Source organism: Glutamicibacter sp. NPDC087831, from assembly GCF_044742845.1.
In the GTDB taxonomy this organism is placed as follows: Bacteria; Actinomycetota; Actinomycetes; order Actinomycetales; family Micrococcaceae; genus Glutamicibacter.
In genome coordinates, this window is record NZ_JBIUVH010000004.1 from 229677 (window position 1) to 245715 (window position 16039).

The window sequence follows — 16039 nt, forward strand, 5'->3', positions numbered from 1 at the left end:
GCCGCCTAGGCCGCTGGCTGGCAGGAAGGGCACAGGTAGCAGTCCCGTTCGGCACCGGTGGAAGCCGAGGGAATGCGCAGCAGCCCGATGCGGGTTCCGCAGCGCAGGCAGGGCTTTGACGCCCGGCCGTAGACCCACAGCGGGTCGCGGGTGCGCGGCTGCCCGGTAGTCACCCGCCGCGACCGGTCCTTGTTCACCACCAGCAAGCGGTGGGCCAGTTCGATTAATGCCGGCAGGCCGGCCACCTCGCCCACCGCGGTGAGCGGATGCACGCGCCGCAGGAACAGGATCTCGCTGCGGTAGACATTTCCCACCCCGGCCATGATCCGCTGGTCCAGCAGCGCTTGGCCGATGCCTAGCTGCGGATCGGCGCGCAGGTTGTCCAGCGCCCGTTGCGCATCCCAGTCCGACCCGAGCAGGTCGGGTCCCAGATGGCCGACCACCTCGGATTCCTGTTCGGTTGGCAGCAGTTTCACCTGGGCGATCTCGAAGCCCACGGCCTTGGCGTTTGCTGTTTCCAGCACCACCCGGGCGGTATGCGCCGGGCGCCTCCAGCGTTCGCCTGGCGCATAGAGATCCCAGCGCCCTTCCATGAGCAGATGCGAATGCAAGGTCAGCGCAGGCTGGGCGAAGGCCGGGTTCGCAGTAGCCGGCGGCTGCAGGCGCATCAGCAGGTGCTTGCCCCGGGGGACGACCTCGCGCACCGTGTACCCGGCGACGTCCACGGTGGCCAGGGCCGGGACGCGGAAATCGGAGGCCAGCAGGATTTCGCCGGCCAGCGCCTGGTGCAGGCGGGCGGTGGCGCGGTAGACGGTATCGCCTTCGGGCATGGGCAGCGCTCCTTCGATAGCGGGTCAGCGGCGGAAGCGGATGCCTTGGGGCGTCGCATAGAAACCGGCGCCCAGCAGGGCGGCGCCGACCGGATGGTCCTGCACCGGCTGCCCGTCGACCGTGGCGATGGCGATCTTGTCGACCTGGGCGGTGCGCAGCGCGGCGACCATCGCCGTGGCGAGGATGCGCCAGGACGGCTCGGGCAGCTGCCCGAAGGTCAGCACCGTGCGCCCGCCGCGCTCCAGATAGAGGCTCAGCGCCCCGTCGAGCAGCCCGACGATTGCGCCGGCCTTGCGCCCGGGGCGGTGCCCGGTTTCGGTCGCAGGCCAAGCCAGCGCCGCTCCATAGGGGTTCGCCGGATCGGTGGAAGCCAGCACCGTGGCCACCGGCTGGCGGCGCGGGTCGTCGGCCAGCTGGAATCCGCGCAGCCGGTCAATGGTGGTGGAGGTGGAGAACTGGGCGGCGCCGAGCTTCTCGACGAAGTAGCCGCGCCGGGCATGGCCAGCTTCTTCCAACTTCGAGAGCACCCGGTAGAGCTGGCCGAAGCCGCCGGGCACCGACTCGGCGGCCACCGAGCCGCGGGTGAGCACCCCGTAGCGTTCCAGCATGATTTCCGCGGTGGCGTGGGCGCTGATCGTGGGGTCCGCTACCGGTGCGGGCAGCAGCGACCAGCGGGCCGCGCCGCGCGAGCCGCGCGCCGGCCCGCCGGCTTGCTCCCGGGCCAGCCGGTTCAGCCCGGAGAGCCGGTTCAATCGTGCGGCGCGGGCCCGCGGGGCGGGCTTGGCGATTTTGTGCGCGGTGCTTCCGCCGGCCAGGTAGCCGCGGATCGGCGCCATGGTATCCGGTGAAATGTACCCGGCCCAGAACAGCCTCCAGCAGGATTCGGCGACCTCGTGGCTGCTGGCCGCCGGCTCATCGCTGCGGTGGATGCGCCCGGCCAGCTCCTCGGCGAAGTAGGCGCCGGTGGACTCGAAGGCCTGGAGCACGCGCAGGTCCAGGGCTTGCAGCGCGCTGGCATCGGGCTGGGGAAGGCTCAGCGCTGCATGCTCGGCGGTGTGCAGCGACAGCCAGCCGTCCTTGCCGCCGGCGGCTCCGGCGCCGCAGATCAGGATATCCCCGGAGCTGCACAGCTCATCCAGCCAGGAATTCTGGTAGCCCCTCAGCCGGGCCGGGAGCACGAAGGATTCCAGGGCGGAGGCGGGGACCTCGGCACCGGCGAGCTGGGCAACGATTTCATAGGCGCCGTCGGCTCCCTGCAGCGAAGAACCGATCTGCTGCCAGGCCGGCAGGAAGCGCCCGTAGGTGTCCTGGTCCACCGGCTCCACCTCGGCACGCAGTGCCGCCAGGGATCGGGTGCGGATGGTGCGCAGCACCGACACGTCGCAGTATTCGTCGCCGGCCACGCCTTCGGGGACGAGCTCCAGCGGGCGGAAGGCCCCCAGTGACAAGCGGCCGGCGGCCACCAGCTGGTCGAGGACGGGGCGCAGCACCGCGACGCCCAGTCCCAGCTGCGCGGCCAGCTCCCCGAGGGTGAACGGGGCGTGGGTGCGGGCGAAGCGCGAGACCAGGTCCTGGATCGGAGCGGTGGCAGGCTCCAGGAAGGCCGCCGGGATGCCGGTGGGCAGCGGGGTGCCCAGCGCATCGCGCAGCTTGCCGGCATCCTCGATGGCCGCGTACACCAGCTGGCCGGAGCGGCGCAAGGTGAAAGCCCGGCGCGTGGAAACCAGGGCCTCGGCGTGGGCCCGGGCGCTGGCAGGATCCAGCGCCGCCTCGTCATCGGCCGGATCGCGCAGCCTGGCGGCCAGCTGCCCGGCATCCAGCGGACCCAGCAGGCGCAGCAGGTCCGCGGCGCCTTCCATGCCCGCCAACCGGCGGTTGGCTGCCAGATGCTGCAGCTGCTCCTGCAAGGCCGCGATGACCTGCGGGTCCAGCACCTCGCGCACGTCGTTGCGCCCGAGCAATTCGCCCAGCAACACCGGATCCAGGCTCAGGGCGGCGGCGCGGCGTTCGGCCAGCGGCGCGTCGGATTCGTAGAGGAACTGCGCCACGTAGCCGAAAAGCAGGGATTGGGCGAAGGGCGAAGGCAGCTCGGTGGTCACTTCCACCAGGCGGATGGCCCGCGAGGAGATGCTGGAGAGGATCCTGGACAGCGCCGGCAGATCATAGACATCATTCAGGCATTCGCGCACGGTTTCCAGGATGATCGGGAAATCCGGGTAGTTGCGGGCCACATCCAGCAGCTGGCTGGCACGCTGGCGCTGCTGCCACAGCGGGGTGCGCTTGGTCGGGTTGATCCGCGGCAGCAGCAGCGCGCGGGCGGCGCATTCGCGGAAGCGGGAGGCAAACAACGCGGAATTGGCCACCTGCGAGGTGACCACCTCGATGATCTCGTCGGCTTCGAAGGCGAAGAGGTCCGCCCCGGGCGGCTCATCGTCCATGGCGGGGATGCGCAGCACGATCCCGTCGTCGGCGGCCATCGCCGAGGCGTCCAGCCCCCAGCGTTCGCGGACCCGCGCGCCGACGGCCAGCGCCCACGGGGCGTGCACGGCCAAGCCGAACGGGGAGTGCAGGATGACCCGCCAGTCGCCCAGTTCGTCGTGGAAGCGCTCGATCACGAAATTCTGGTGGTTGGGCACCTGGCCGGTGGCCCGGCGCTGCTCGTCCAGGTAGTTGAGCAGATTGTTCGCGGCGAACGGATCCAGCCCGCTGCCGTGCAGCACTTCGGCCGCTTCGGTGCGTTCGCTGGCCAGCAGCTTCGTGGTGAATTCGCCCAGCGCCGCCCCGAGTTCCACCGGGCGTCCCAGCCCGTCGCCGTGCCAGAAGGGCAGCTTTCCGGGCTGGCCGAAGGCCGGGGTGACCAGCACCCGGTCGTGGGTGATGTCCTCGATGCGCCAGCTGGTCGCCCCGAGGGCGAAAATGTCCCCGACGCGCGATTCGTAGACCATTTCCTCGTCCAGCTCGCCCACGCGCTTGGGCGCCTTGTCATCCTCGGATCCGGCCAGGAAAACCCCGAACAGCCCGCGGTCCGGGATGGTGCCGCCGGAAATCACGGCCAGGCGCTGCGCCCCGGGCCGGGCGGTGAGGGTGCCGGCATCCCGGTCCCAGATCAGCCGCGGCTTGAGCGTGGCGAATTCATCCGAAGGGTACTTGCCCGAGAGCATGTCCAAGGTGGCCAGATAGGCGCTGCGCGGCAGCTGCTGGTAGGGGGCGGCGCGGCGCACGGTGTCGAACCATTGCTCTACGTCCAAGTCGTCCATGGCCACCGCGGCCAGGGTCTGCTGCGCCAGCACATCCAGCGGGTTGGCGGGGATCACCATCTTCTCGATGGCTCCTTGGCGCATGCGGGTGACCACCAGGGCGGTGGAGAGCAGGTCCGCCCGGTGCTTGGGGAAGAAAGCGCCCCGGGAGACCGAGCCGACCTGGTGCCCGGCACGGCCCACGCGCTGCAGCCCCGAGGAGACCGAGTTCGGGGATTCGACCTGGATCACCAGATCCACCAGCCCCATGTCGATGCCGAGTTCCAGGGAGCTGGTAGCCACCACGGCGCGCAGCTTGCCCAGCTTCAGGTCTTCCTCGATCTGGGCGCGCGAATCCTTGGACACCGAGCCGTGGTGGGCACGGGCCAATAACGGAGCTTCCGGGTGCGCGGCAGCGGTGGAGCCGGCCTGGGCCATCAGCGCTGCAGGGGTGGAGGTGGATGCATCCTCGGCGCTGAATCCCTCGCGTTCGGCGTAGATTTCGTTCAGCCGCCCGGTCAGCCGCTCGGCCAGCCGGCGGGAGTTGGCGAAGATGATGGTCGAATGGTTGTCCAGCACCAGATCCACCAGCTGGTTCTCCACATGCGGCCAGATGCTCGCCGATGCCGCGGGGGAGGAACCCGGACCCAGATCATGCGCTCCGGCCGCGGAAGGCAGGTCGGTCATGTCTTCCACCGGGACGCGCACCGCCAACTCCCATTTCTTGGTGGACGGCGGGCGCACGATGTTCACCGGGGCGGAGCCAGCCAGGAAGCGGGCCACTTCTTCGGGCGGCTCGACGGTGGCAGAGAGCCCGATGCGCTGGGCCGGGGCGGGCAGCAGCGCGTCGAGCCGTTCCAGGGACAGGGCCAAATGGGTTCCGCGCTTGGTATTGGCAATCGCGTGGACCTCATCGATGATTACGGTGTGCACCTCGGCAAGGGTCTTGCGTGCTTGGCTGGTGAGCATCAGGTACAGCGACTCGGGCGTGGTGATCAGGATTTCGGGCGGGTCCTTGAGCAGCTTGCGCCGGTCATTGGCCGGGGTGTCTCCCGAGCGCACTCCCACCGACACCGACGGCTGGGACAAGCCCATTTCGTGCGCGGTGGCGCGGATGCCAGCGAGCGGAGAACGCAGGTTGCGCTCCACGTCGACTCCGAGGGCCTTCAGCGGAGAAATGTAGAGCACCTTGGTGCCATTGCCCGTTGGATGATCGGCATCGGAGTCCATCCCCGGCAATGCTGGAGCGTCAAGTTCCGCGTGGTGCAGCCGGTCCAGTGCCCAGAGGAACGCGGCCAGGGTCTTGCCAGAGCCGGTTGGCGCGATGACCAGGGTGTGCTTCCCGTCCGAGATGGATTCCCAGGCGCCACTCTGGGCAACGGTGGGCGCGGAGAAGACGTCGGTGAACCACTTGCGGGTGGCTGCGCCGAACCGGGACAGGACATCGCTCATGGAATCGATACTACGGTCTGCGAACGACAAGATCGGCCATTATCCGCCCGCCGTGATCTCCCGCAGGGCCGCCACATGGCTGACATAGGCCCGGCGTCCGGATTTGGTCAGCGAAACGCGCATATGGCTGCGCCCCAGCTTGGTGAACCGCTCGATGCCGATATACCCGGCATCGGCGAGCTGCTTGAGGTGCTTGCTCAAGACGGAGTCGGCGACATCGAGGATGCCGCGAAGGTGCGCGAATTCTGCCCACTGCACCGGGGCGAGGCTGGCGCAAATGCGCAGGCGGATGGGTGCATGGATCAGCTCGTCGAATTGCGCATTGCTAGATGGCTTGTTCATTTCCATCCTTGATGCGGGATTTGATGGTTTCGCGGCGCATGATCCACAGGGCACCGGTGAAGACGGCGACCAATGCAAGGAATTTGAGTATCGCGAACAACCATGTCTGGGGCATCCAGAAGTTGCTGAACTGCAGGGCGAGCATCATGAGCAGCATGACCGCAATGTATTTGCCCGAGTGCTTCAATGCAGGACGGCGCTTGGGCCGCTGGCGCGCCCAGAGGGCGTACCAGGCGATCAAGGGCGCAAAGAGCACCGGCGACCAGTGCCAAAGGGCGGTGTCGATGACTCCGTAGAGCGAAATGATAGCCGCCGAGACGATACCCAAGACAATCATGAACGCCCTAGGAGCTGCGGTGGAGTGGACACTGTCGGCTGATGACCGCTCAGCCTGCGACAGTAGTTCTGCCGCCTCATCGGGCAGCGGATTCTGCGAATGGCTCACCTGCTACACCGCCATTTCCTGGGCATCTTGCACACGGTCTTTGTCCCATGCCGCTTGCGCGGAGGAAAGCAAATGCCATAAGGCGGTGCAGGAGACGACTAGTTTCGCACCGATGCTCCAAGGGTCCTCGGCGACCCAAAAGCGCAGGCACATCACGATCATTGACGCCAGGAACGCGTACCAGCCGTAGGTTGCCGAGCTGCTGAGCAAAGGGCGCATCTTGGCGCGGCTGCGCATAATCACGTAGTGCACGAGGGCTGCAACGACAGCCACCGCGAATAACGCCAGAGCCATCTTTGGCGAAAGGACATGTTCAAGACTCATCGCGGTGCTCCCGAGCACCACGTACACGAAGAGGGTGGCCCGGGAAGAAGTGCCGGCAGCGATCATCTTGTTCGAGGCCTGGTCCGCGGAGGCCAGGCGCTCCGCGGCGGTCAGCTTGTCGATTCGTTCTTGCCCCTCAGCCATGATTTCCCCACTTTCCGTTATGGAAAGTCTTGTCTTTCCAAGTTGGAAAGTCAAGGGAATGGCTTAAACGTGATGGTACTTCCCGCCTGCCAGGATGTCCTGCGCGCGGTACAGCTGCTCGGTGAGGATCAAGCGCACCAGCTGGTGCGGGAAGACCAGCTTCGAAAGCGACCAGGTGAAATTGGCCCGCGCATGCACGGATGCGTCCACTCCGTAGGCACCGCCGATGATGATCACGACATTGCGCGAAGCATCGATCGGCGTGCGCAGGGTGTTGGCCAGCGCAGGGGAGTCCACGTTCTTTCCGCGCTCATCGAGCAGAACCACGAAGTCGCGGTCATCGATTTTCGCCAAGATGCGGGCCGACTCCTCGGTGCGGGCCGCGTCGTTCTCGCGCGAGGAGTGGCTCAGCAGCTGCCAGGTGAGGTCGAAGGGCTTCTTCAGCCGCTTCCCGTAGCGGGAAATACCCTCGTCCACCCAGGATTCGTGTTTCTTGCCAACTGCCAGCACCTTGATCGTCATGCTTCCATTGTTCCGCATCGATCGAGTTCAGCGCTTCGCTCCCGCCCCGATACGATGGAAGCCATGCGATCCTCATGGTATTTCCGGCAAGGCCAACGTTCCCGCGGCGCACAGGTGCTGTGGATCATTTTCGGGCTGGTTGTCGCCATGTTCTACTTCACCCGCAGGGTGCTGGTCTCCCTGCACGCGGGCGGATGGGCCAGGGATCTGGATGCCCCTGCCTACCAATGGGCACTGGAGCACCAGTCGCCGTTCCTGTTTGCGGTCTCCGACTTCTTGTACTTCTGGGGATCCACACCGGGAATGACCATGATCATGCTGGTGATCACCTCATTGCTGTGCTGGAAAACCCGCAGTGCGTGGCCGTTGGCGGCCATCGCGTTCACTGCACTGGTCTCGGTCCTGCTGACCGTTATTCTCAAGACAAGCCTCCAGGTGCCGCGTCCCCAAGGCGTTCCCGGAGGCCCGGCGCCGCCGCAGACCTTTTCGTTCCCCAGCGGGCACACGCTGAACTCGGCCGCGCTGATCGGCATCGCCAGCTACCTGGCGATCATCTACGGGCTGCGCCGCTACGCGTACCTGATCTCCATCGTCGCGGCGCTATTCGTCCTGGCGATGGGAGCTTCCCGAATCTACATCGGGCACCACTGGGTCTCTGACGTGCTGGTGGGGTTGCTGATCGGGGCCGCATGGGCCGCCGTCGTGGCGATCCTGCACTACTACTTCGTGCCGCGGCCGCAGGTCCCTAGGCCAGCACCCGGATCGGTGCGCCGCTAGCCCACGCGCGGATGTCTTCCACCGCGTCGCGGTAGAACATCTCGAACTGCTCGATGGTCACATAGCCGATATGCGGGGTGGCAATCACGCCCCGGGTAGCGGCCAGCCGGTCCTTGGCCGGCAGCGGTTCCACGTCGAAGACATCCACCGCGGCCAGGTGCAGCTGCCGGCTGTCCAGCGCGTCGATGAGCGCGTCGGTCTGCACGATCCTGCTGCGCGAGGTGTTGACCAGGATGGAATCGGGACGCATCCACGCCAGCTGCTTGGGTCCGATGACCCCGGTGCTGCGCTCCGAGAGCTTCAGGTGCACGGTGACGATGTCGCTGGTGGAGAACAGCTCGGCTTCGGAGACCAGCTCCACGCCCACTTCGGTGGCGCGGGCCTTGGTGAGATTCTGGCTGTAGGCGATGACCCGCATGCCGAAGGCCAAGCCGACCTTCGCAACCTTCGCTCCCAGATTTCCCAGGCCGTAGACGCCCAGGGTCTTGCCGGACAGGCCCAGTCCGAAAGTGGTCTGCCAGCCCGAGCCAGCCGCCAGCGGGCGGTCCGCGGAAAACAGCTCCACGTCCAGTCGGCGTGCGGCGCTGAGGATCAGCGCCCAGGTGTGCTCGGCGGCATCGGTAGCCACGTAGCCGGTGTGGCTGACCACGATGCCCTGGTTCTTGGCAGCCTGCAGGTCGATGGATCCGTTGCGGCGGCCGGTGGTGACCAGCAGCTTCAGGTCGGGCAGCGCAGCCAGCCGGGCGGCCGGGAAAGGCGTGCGTTCGCGCATGGCGACGATGGCGTCGAAGGGCTGCAGCGCCTGGACGACGGTACTGTCCTCGTGGCCCAGGTGCTCGGTGAAGACCGTGACTTCGGCGTCCAGGGCGACGGCGAGGCCGTCGAAATCGGCCAGCGAGCGGGCCACGTTGTGGTAATCATCCAGGATTGCAATGCGCATGGATTCATCCTAGGCACCTGCAGCCGATGCTGTCCCACTGCGGGCGTAACAAAAAGCTGGTGCCTGCTCATTGAACTGCTCCCCAAAAGTTGGACTGAAAAAGTCACAACAACTTTTGGGGAGTTTTTCATGCACGCACGAAGGATGGCGCTACCCGATGACCGTGAAATCCAATTCCTCGGTGAAAGAACGCCCATGCACGTCGGTGGCAGTCACCGTGGCCGTGTGCGCCCCGACGGAGAGATCATCTGGCAGTTCCAAGCGCCACAAGTGGCTGGTCTTCTCGGCGAAGCCGCCGCCATGGACGAATTGCTCGGCGATGGCCGCCGGATCCGAGTACTCGGCGCCTGACAGCGGGCGTTCGCCGGCCATTTTCTGCGTCCGCTCGGCCGCAACCGGGTCCTGGCCGTCGATGGAGACCTCGACAGCGGAGCCGGTGCTGCCCATCCAGAAGTTCGTGGTCAGCCAGGTGTCCTCGGCCAGTCCCTGCCGGCTCACCGCCAACGGGTCATCCAGGGCCGGAACCGTGCCGCGCTCCTTTTCCAGATTCTCCTCGTACCACTGCCGGTACGCCGGGGTGTTCAAGCCCAGGGACATCTGCTTGCTGGCATCCCCGCCGGTCACGGTGAAGCGCTCGGTGATCTTGGTGTTCTTGATGTCCAAGGTGAGCACTCCCGGAGGGGTCCCGTCGCGCTGGATGGAAGTCGGGTAGCCGTTCCCGGTAACCCGCCCGTCATACCACTGCCCGGAAATGGCCGGGACAGTCAAGTGCGTGAACGGCAGGCCTGCCTCGCCGACCTCGTCGCGCCAGCCATCCATCAGGTCCCCGGCGCGCAGGTTCTCTGACATGTGGGTGTGCCCGCCCAGGGAAACGACCTCGCGTCCTTCCAGCAATTCGTAGATCTCCCGGACCTGCTTGGTGGAATGCTCGTCGCTGTAGAAGAACTCCAGCAGGGGGCTGTGCCCGGCCAGGACGATGGCCTTGTTCTTGGGTACCTCGGCCAGGTCCGCGCGCAGCCACTGCAGCTGGCGCTTGCCCAGATCGTAGGTGTAGTCGCTCTTCTTGGCCGGAACCGCAGTCGGGTAATCGATGGTGCTCAGGGCGATGACGTGAGTCTTGCCCGTGTCGTAGGAGTAGTACTCCGGACCGAACTGGGCGCGGAAGGAATCGTACTCGTGCTGCCCGTCCAGCGAGTCGTAGTCGATGTCGTGGTTGCCCGGCAGGAACCGGGCCGGACCGTTGAGCATGGAGGACAGTTCGCGGGTCTGGTGGAAGAAGTTCAGGTCATCGCCCACGAGGTCGCCGATGAACAAGGCGCCGCAGCCGGTGTAGTCGGTGCGGGCCGCCAGATCGGCGAAAGCGCCTTCCCTGGCGTACTCGACTTCCTGCTGGGTATAGGTCTGCACATCCGCACCGATGACGCAGCTCTGCTCGGGCGATTGCGTGGCGCTGCTGGCCACCAGCGGGAAGTTGACTGCCTCGGGCAGCGGCCCGGTCGGGGCGATGCCGTCGTACTTCAGGTCCGGGGAGCCTTCAGGCAGGTGGGTGTAGAAGAATTGGGCGACGTTGTCGTCGTCGACCGGAACCTGGAAGCCCCGGGGCTGGGTGACGAACGCGGTCATGTTGTTGTATGCCGGAAGTTCGTAGCGTCCCTGCCCATCGGTGGCCACGACGTCGCGGCCGTTGGAAACCGTGACGTTCGGTAGGCCAGGCTCGTTGGCATCCTGCGTGGAGTTCTTGTTGCGATCCTCGAAGACCACTCCGTCGAGCGTCTCTTGCGCGGTGCCGCTGCGGCCAGTTCCTGCCGGGATCACCTCGACTGACCCGCGGTAGGCCGAGGAGCTCCAGTCCGCGGCGGACTTGGCTGCCGGCACTGCCTCGAGTTCCGGGGTGGCGCCGATGAATGCGGTGGAAGCTGCAATGGCAACTAGGCTTCCGGCGGTGAGATGCAGTGGGGTGAGATGATTGGTTTTGCCGGGTCGAGCGAAGATTTTCACGAACGTTCCTCCGGGTGGGGACAATCTGCCGGCCCCTTGGCCGGCCGTCTTCCACGGTGCCAATGGCAGGTGAATTGCAACCCCTGCTCAGGTAATGTCTAATAATCGATCCCGTAAATAGTTATCGACTGTCTTGGCGGGATTTACTGTTTTCGAACCAGTGAAATGAAGTGGCGCGGATGGAACTAGTGCAGGCGCTCATGGCAGGCGCGCGCGGGCGCAGGATGCTGTGGGAGTTCGCCACTGCCAGCGAAGAGAAGCTGCTACCGGCGTTCGGGGAGCATCCGCTGCATGCGGCGATGTTCTACGCCGCGTATCGCGTAGCGGTAGAACGCGGCGAAAGCGTTGGCCTGTTTGGCGCGGATGAATCCAGCATGCCCGAAACCAGTGTCCAGCAGATCGCCCGGCGCCTGGACGGCACCACTTTGGTTCCGGCCACCGCAGCGCTGCTGCAGCAAGCGCTGGTCCGCTCGGTCGACAGTGCCCGCTATTGGCAGGAACCGGATGGGGAAGACACCCTGCTGGCGTTGCCGGAACTGGCCGCGCCGCTTGAGCGCGTGGCCCGGCACCTGGCGGACAGCGGGCTCGCGGCCGTGTGGCTGGATCCCGTGGATCTGCGCAACCAATTCCAGGTCGAATTCGACCAGCATGACCCGCAGGGCAGGACGCAGGCTCCCGGCAGCAATGCCCTGGGCCTACTGCAGGAGTGGAGGGCCGGCATCCTGGCGACCGAAGCCCGCGATGCCGCCGAAATGAGCAGCACCCCGCTGGGCAGCTTCAGCGGGGAATGGTGGTCCAAGCCCAGCAGCCGCCTGCCCTCCACTACCGGTGTGTTCCCAGACCGGGAGCCAGTGGGCCTGAGCTGCGTGGAAGACGGTTTCGGATGGGAGCAAGCCAGCGTCAGGTTCACGAGCGTGCCTCCCGCAGCCAAGGTGCTGGAGATCGCCACGGCCGAGGACTGGATCCGGCTCTGCCGCGAGCACGGCATCGAGGTCACCGCGCACAAGCGCCACGACTGGTACCTGTCCACCGGGCGCGACGGCGCATGGAAGATCCCCGACTGGCTGGCCGTGGCGCGCGATTACGACGGGGTGCATCTGGGTATCGGCGCCTATCTGGCGCTCGCCGGGCAATGCCTCGACATCGATGATAAATACGCCAGCGTGATCGCCGGGTGGGACCCGGACCAGACGTTCTGGTTCACCGATGAGCTGCGGTGCTACGGGCCTGCACAGGAATGGATCTGCCTGGACGCCAACAACGAGGATGCACGGTGGGTGCCTTCCGGCGATGGCCCAAGTTCATGAGCCGTCACGGGCGCAGTAGCCAGCCCGGGTTTCTGGTGCAATGGGTTCCATGAGTGAAACGACAAACGATGGACTGGCCGCGGCTACCGAAGTCATCTTGCAGCTGCGCTGGTCGGACCAGGATGCCCTGGGACATGTGAACAATGCGCGCATCGTGACCCTGATGGAAGAAGCCCGCATCCGCTGGACGCGCGAGGACGGGACAACAGGCCGTTTCGAATTCGGCACCGTGGTGGCATCCATCCAGATCGACTACCTGCGCCCGCTGTACTACCAGCCCGAGATGCTCATCCGCATGGGCATCAGCCGGCTGGGCAACAAGTCCTTCACCGTGCGGGGCATCGGCTACCAGGACGGGCAGCCGGTATTCGACTCGACCACGGTCATGGTGCCGCTGGCAGCCGATGGCGTCTCGTCACGCCCGCTCAACGAGCTGGAGCGCAGCTGGCTCGGCAAATCGCTGATCCCAGCACGCAGCTAGGCTTCGGGTGCCGGTCCCTGGCCGTTGAGCAGCGCGGCCAGATCGCGCAGCTTCGCTTCGGAGTCCGAGCCCGGGTCGGTGGTGTAGATGAACAGGGTCTGGTCTGGTGCCCCGGTCACGTCCAAGGCCTCGTAGTTGACCTCCAGATAGCCCACCTGGGGATGGTTGAACCGCTTGATCCCGTCCCGCCGCTCGACCACCCGGTGATCGGCCCACCAGGTGCGGAATTCTTCGCTGTTCATGGACAGCTCTCCGACCAGCTGCGCGAGCAGCGGATCATGCGGATGGCGCCCGGCATCCAGGCGCAAGGTGCCGACCATCGAGGCGGCGATCTGCTCCCAGTCGGCGTAGCGCTGCCTGGCTTCGGGATCCAGAAAGGCCCAGCGGATCAGGCTGCGGTGGCGCACCGGCTTGGCGAGGAAGTCGGTGAGCAGGCTGGCGGCCAGCGCATTCATGCCCAGCACCTCGGTACGCCGTCCGCGGATGAAGGCCGGATGCCCGGTGAAGGAATCCAGCAGCTGATGCAATGAGGGGCGTACCCGCTGGATGCTGCTCGACGGGATGTTGCGCCCGGAACCGGAGACCGAGCGGGCCAGATTGAACAAATGCCCGGCCGCCGTCTCATCCAGTTCCAGGGCCTTGGCCAACGCGCCGAGCACGGATTCGGAAGGGCGCTTGTGCCGGCCCTGTTCCAGCCGGGTGTAGTAGTCGGTGCTCACGCCGGCCAGGACCGCAACCTCTTCGCGGCGCAGGCCAGGCACGCGTCGCCGGGGACCGCCATCGCCTGCCGGGCTGATCAGGGCCCGCCGTGCCTTGAGGAATTCGCCGAGCTCGGTATTGGAATTCCTGCATTCCTTTCATCCGCGGGCCGCATCGCCCCGGTCTTATCCTAGCCCTGCGTGCAGTGGCAGCTAGCAGCCCGAACTATCCTAGGACTGCCATACCCCGGATCAATGCGCCACGTCCCACGGCCCCTGGAGCCGTGCAATGGTGGTGGACTATTAATGCCACTGCCACCATCGCCCAGGAGCGCACATGCCCAAACCCGCCGATAACCTGCCCACCCGCGAATCGGCTCCAGCAGCTGCGCGAGCACCACGCGAACCGCTGCTGGAGCGGGCCGCGCAACGGCCTGCCGGAATCCGCGACCTGCTGCGCGACGTGGGCGGGGTATATGCCAGCAATGGCGTGATCGGGCTGGTGTTCTCCGCCTCGGGCCCCATCGCGGTCACCCTTGCGGTGGGTGCCGCTGGCGGGCTGTCCCAGGCCGAGATGGCTTCCTGGGTCTGCGGGATCTTCCTCTCCGCCGGGTTGGCGACCATCGTGATGTCCCTGCTCTACCGCCAGCCGCTGGGATTCGCCTGGTCCATCCCCGGCACGGTGCTGCTGGGCCCTTCGCTGCAGCACCTGTCCTTCCCCGAAGTGGTCGGGGCGTTCTTCGTCTCCGGGGTATTGGTCCTGGCCTTGGGCGCTACCGGGGTGGTGCGCCGGATCATGGCGGCCATACCCATGCCGATTGTGATGGCCATGGTGGCCGCGGTTTTCTTGCGCTTCGGCACCGACATCGTCTCGTCCACCCAAGCCAACCCGGTGGTGGCCGGCCCCATGGTGCTGGTTTTCGTCCTGCTCGCTGCGGTGCCGGCGCTGGGCAGAAGAATTCCCCCGGTGCTGGGCACGCTGATCGCCGGGGTCATCGCGGTGGCCGCCAGCGGCCAGTTCGCGTTGGACGCAGCTGGCGGGCCCGTGCTGGCCACCCCGGTGTTCACCGCTCCGGAATTCAGCTGGGCTGCGCAGCTGGAACTGGTAGTGCCGTTGGCCATCACCGTGCTGATTGTGCAGAACGGCCAGGGTGTCGCGGTGCTGCGCTCTGCCGGGCACCGTCCCCCGGTCAATGCCTTTGCGCTGGCCTCGGGCGGGTTCTCGATCCTGAACGCATGCTTCGGTGCGGTGTCCGCCTGCGTCACCGGGCCAACCAACGCGTTGCTCACATCATCTGGCGAAAAGCACCGCCAGTACACCGCAGCGGTGGTCTATGGCCTCCTGTCCCTGCTCTTCGCCCTGTTCGCTCCAACGCTGACGCGTTTCATGCTGGCCACCCCAGAGGCTTTCGTGCTGGCCTTGGGAGGCATCGCCATGCTCAAGGCCCTGCAGCAGGCCTTTGTGACGGCCTTCGCCACCAAATTCACCCTGGGCGCCCTCGTGACGTTCGTGGTAACCATTTCCGGCCTGGACCTGTTCAACATCCATGCCGCCTTCTGGGGCATCCTCATCGGATATGGCGCCTCCCGGCTCATGGAACGCACGGACCATTCGACCGCTTCCCGGCACTAGCGGCAACGGCCCGCACCCTGGCCAGCTGGCAGTTCGTGCCGAGCCTGCGAGCTGGCCTAAGCTGGCGGTAGCTTACATCGATCTTTTCGGACAGGACGGGCATGGCCACGGGCAGCATGTATCGGGTGGGAATACTGGGCCACGGGGCGATCGGCTCCGTGGTGGCGGAGCAACTGGCAGCCGGGACGGTGCACGGTGCCCAGCTCGAAGGGGTGATCCTGCGCCGTCCGCAAACCGGGCTGGAGCATGAGCAGCTGAGCTGGGAGTCGGCCCTGGAGCGCTGCGACCTGGTGGTCGAATGCGCGGGCCAGCAAGCCCTGCGCGAGAATGCGGTGCGCATCCTGGCCTGTGGGGTTGACCTGCTGGCCAGTTCCATGGGAGCGCTGGCTGACCCGGAGTTCGCCGCGCAAGTGCAGGCCGCCGGACCTGGACGCTTTTCCAGCACTGCCGGGGCCATCGGCGGATTGGACCTGCTGGGCGCGGCTGCCCGGATGGGCGGCATCGACCAGGTGCTGGTGACGACGCGCAAGCTGCCGGCCACCTTGGTGCAGCCGTGGATGGATGCGCAGCGGCGCGGTGAATTGGAGCAGGCCGCCGGACCGGTAGAGGTATTTCGCGGTCCAGCCGCGGCAGCGGCCCAGGACTTCCCGAAGTCATTGAATGTGGCCGCGGCGGTGGCGTTGGCTGTGGGGGATTGGGATGCGGTGACAGCCAGATTGATCGCCGACCCGGAGGCAGGCCTGACCGAGCACCGAGTCGAGGCGCGCGGCCCAGCCGGCGAGTACAGCTTCTCGATCAAGAACCACCCCTCGCCACGCAACCCGCGCACCAGCGGCATCGTCCCGTGGGCTCTGCTGCACTCGATCCGGCAAGCCGCGGCGGCGCGCCGCTAGCGGCGCGGTGCCACCG

Annotated in this window: 14 protein-coding genes and 1 pseudogene; 5 read left to right on the plus strand and 10 right to left on the minus strand. The window is 66.5% G+C overall.

Annotated features, from left to right (window positions below):
* Positions 1 to 5: 5 nt before the first annotated feature.
* From ACIOJF_RS14045 to ACIOJF_RS14070, 6 genes are all read right to left on the minus strand, one after another.
* Positions 6 to 830, minus strand: a complete 825-nt coding sequence (locus tag ACIOJF_RS14045; protein WP_402741776.1) for a DNA-formamidopyrimidine glycosylase family protein — start codon at positions 828 to 830, stop codon at positions 6 to 8.
* Positions 831 to 854: 24 nt separating this feature from the next.
* Positions 855 to 5519 carry an ATP-dependent helicase gene (locus ACIOJF_RS14050; RefSeq protein ID WP_402741777.1) on the minus strand — a complete coding sequence of 1555 codons (4665 nt, stop codon included), beginning with the start codon at positions 5517 to 5519 and terminating at the stop codon, positions 855 to 857.
* Positions 5520 to 5558: 39 nt separating this feature from the next.
* Complete coding sequence (locus ACIOJF_RS14055; protein WP_105658582.1) at positions 5559 to 5861, minus strand: transcriptional regulator; 303 nt, start codon at positions 5859 to 5861, stop codon at positions 5559 to 5561.
* On the minus strand, positions 5845 to 6306 hold the full coding sequence (locus ACIOJF_RS14060; RefSeq protein WP_402741778.1) for a hypothetical protein: 462 nt from the start codon (positions 6304 to 6306) through the stop codon (positions 5845 to 5847). Before ACIOJF_RS14060 ends, ACIOJF_RS14055 begins: the two co-directional genes overlap by 17 nt.
* Positions 6307 to 6309: 3 nt before the next feature.
* Positions 6310 to 6774, minus strand: a complete 465-nt coding sequence (locus tag ACIOJF_RS14065) for a hypothetical protein (protein ID WP_133834374.1) — start codon at positions 6772 to 6774, stop codon at positions 6310 to 6312.
* A gap of 63 nt (positions 6775 to 6837) precedes the next feature.
* Complete coding sequence (locus tag ACIOJF_RS14070; protein WP_208294271.1) at positions 6838 to 7296, minus strand: 23S rRNA (pseudouridine(1915)-N(3))-methyltransferase RlmH; 459 nt, start codon at positions 7294 to 7296, stop codon at positions 6838 to 6840.
* Between the two features lie 63 nt (positions 7297 to 7359).
* Between ACIOJF_RS14070 and ACIOJF_RS14075 the strand changes: the two genes are divergently transcribed.
* A complete protein-coding gene (locus tag ACIOJF_RS14075; RefSeq protein ID WP_181148921.1) occupies positions 7360 to 8073 on the plus strand; it encodes a phosphatase PAP2 family protein in 714 nt (237 codons plus the stop codon).
* Here the strand turns inward: ACIOJF_RS14075 and ACIOJF_RS14080 are convergent.
* Together ACIOJF_RS14080 and ACIOJF_RS14085 are read right to left on the minus strand one after the other, a co-directional pair.
* The gene (locus ACIOJF_RS14080; protein ID WP_402697324.1) at positions 8042 to 9013 is read right to left on the minus strand and encodes a D-2-hydroxyacid dehydrogenase family protein; all 972 of its coding nucleotides are present in this window, start codon (positions 9011 to 9013) and stop codon (positions 8042 to 8044) included. The genes ACIOJF_RS14075 and ACIOJF_RS14080 overlap by 32 nt on opposite strands.
* Positions 9014 to 9163: 150 nt before the next feature.
* The gene (locus ACIOJF_RS14085) at positions 9164 to 11011 is read right to left on the minus strand and encodes a calcineurin-like phosphoesterase C-terminal domain-containing protein (protein WP_402697326.1); all 1848 of its coding nucleotides are present in this window, start codon (positions 11009 to 11011) and stop codon (positions 9164 to 9166) included.
* Between the two features lie 179 nt (positions 11012 to 11190).
* Between ACIOJF_RS14085 and ACIOJF_RS14090 the strand changes: the two genes are divergently transcribed.
* Positions 11191 to 12318, plus strand: coding sequence for a hypothetical protein (locus tag ACIOJF_RS14090; RefSeq protein WP_402741779.1), 1128 nt, complete (start codon positions 11191 to 11193; stop codon positions 12316 to 12318).
* Positions 12319 to 12367: 49 nt separating this feature from the next.
* The gene (locus tag ACIOJF_RS14095) at positions 12368 to 12799 is read left to right on the plus strand and encodes an acyl-CoA thioesterase (protein ID WP_388024474.1); all 432 of its coding nucleotides are present in this window, start codon (positions 12368 to 12370) and stop codon (positions 12797 to 12799) included.
* On the opposite strand, the gene ACIOJF_RS14100 is transcribed toward ACIOJF_RS14095, so the two are convergent.
* Positions 12796 to 13446, minus strand: a complete 651-nt coding sequence (locus tag ACIOJF_RS14100; protein WP_402741805.1) for a transcriptional regulator — start codon at positions 13444 to 13446, stop codon at positions 12796 to 12798. The two genes, ACIOJF_RS14095 and ACIOJF_RS14100, sit on opposite strands and share 4 nt — an antisense overlap.
* A pseudogene (locus ACIOJF_RS14105) lies at positions 13420 to 13620 on the minus strand (helix-turn-helix domain-containing protein); the annotation flags it as partial. The gene ACIOJF_RS14100 and the pseudogene ACIOJF_RS14105, both read right to left, overlap by 27 nt.
* A 214-nt stretch (positions 13621 to 13834) precedes the next feature.
* On the opposite strand from ACIOJF_RS14105, the gene ACIOJF_RS14110 reads away from it, so the two are divergent.
* Together ACIOJF_RS14110 and ACIOJF_RS14115 are read left to right on the plus strand one after the other, a co-directional pair.
* Entirely contained in the window at positions 13835 to 15130 is a 1296-nt protein-coding gene (locus tag ACIOJF_RS14110; RefSeq protein ID WP_105658573.1) for a benzoate/H(+) symporter BenE family transporter, read from the plus strand.
* A 101-nt stretch (positions 15131 to 15231) separates the two neighbouring features.
* Entirely contained in the window at positions 15232 to 16023 is a 792-nt protein-coding gene (locus ACIOJF_RS14115; RefSeq protein ID WP_105658572.1) for an aspartate dehydrogenase domain-containing protein, read from the plus strand.
* The last annotated feature ends 16 nt before the right edge of the window (positions 16024 to 16039 follow it).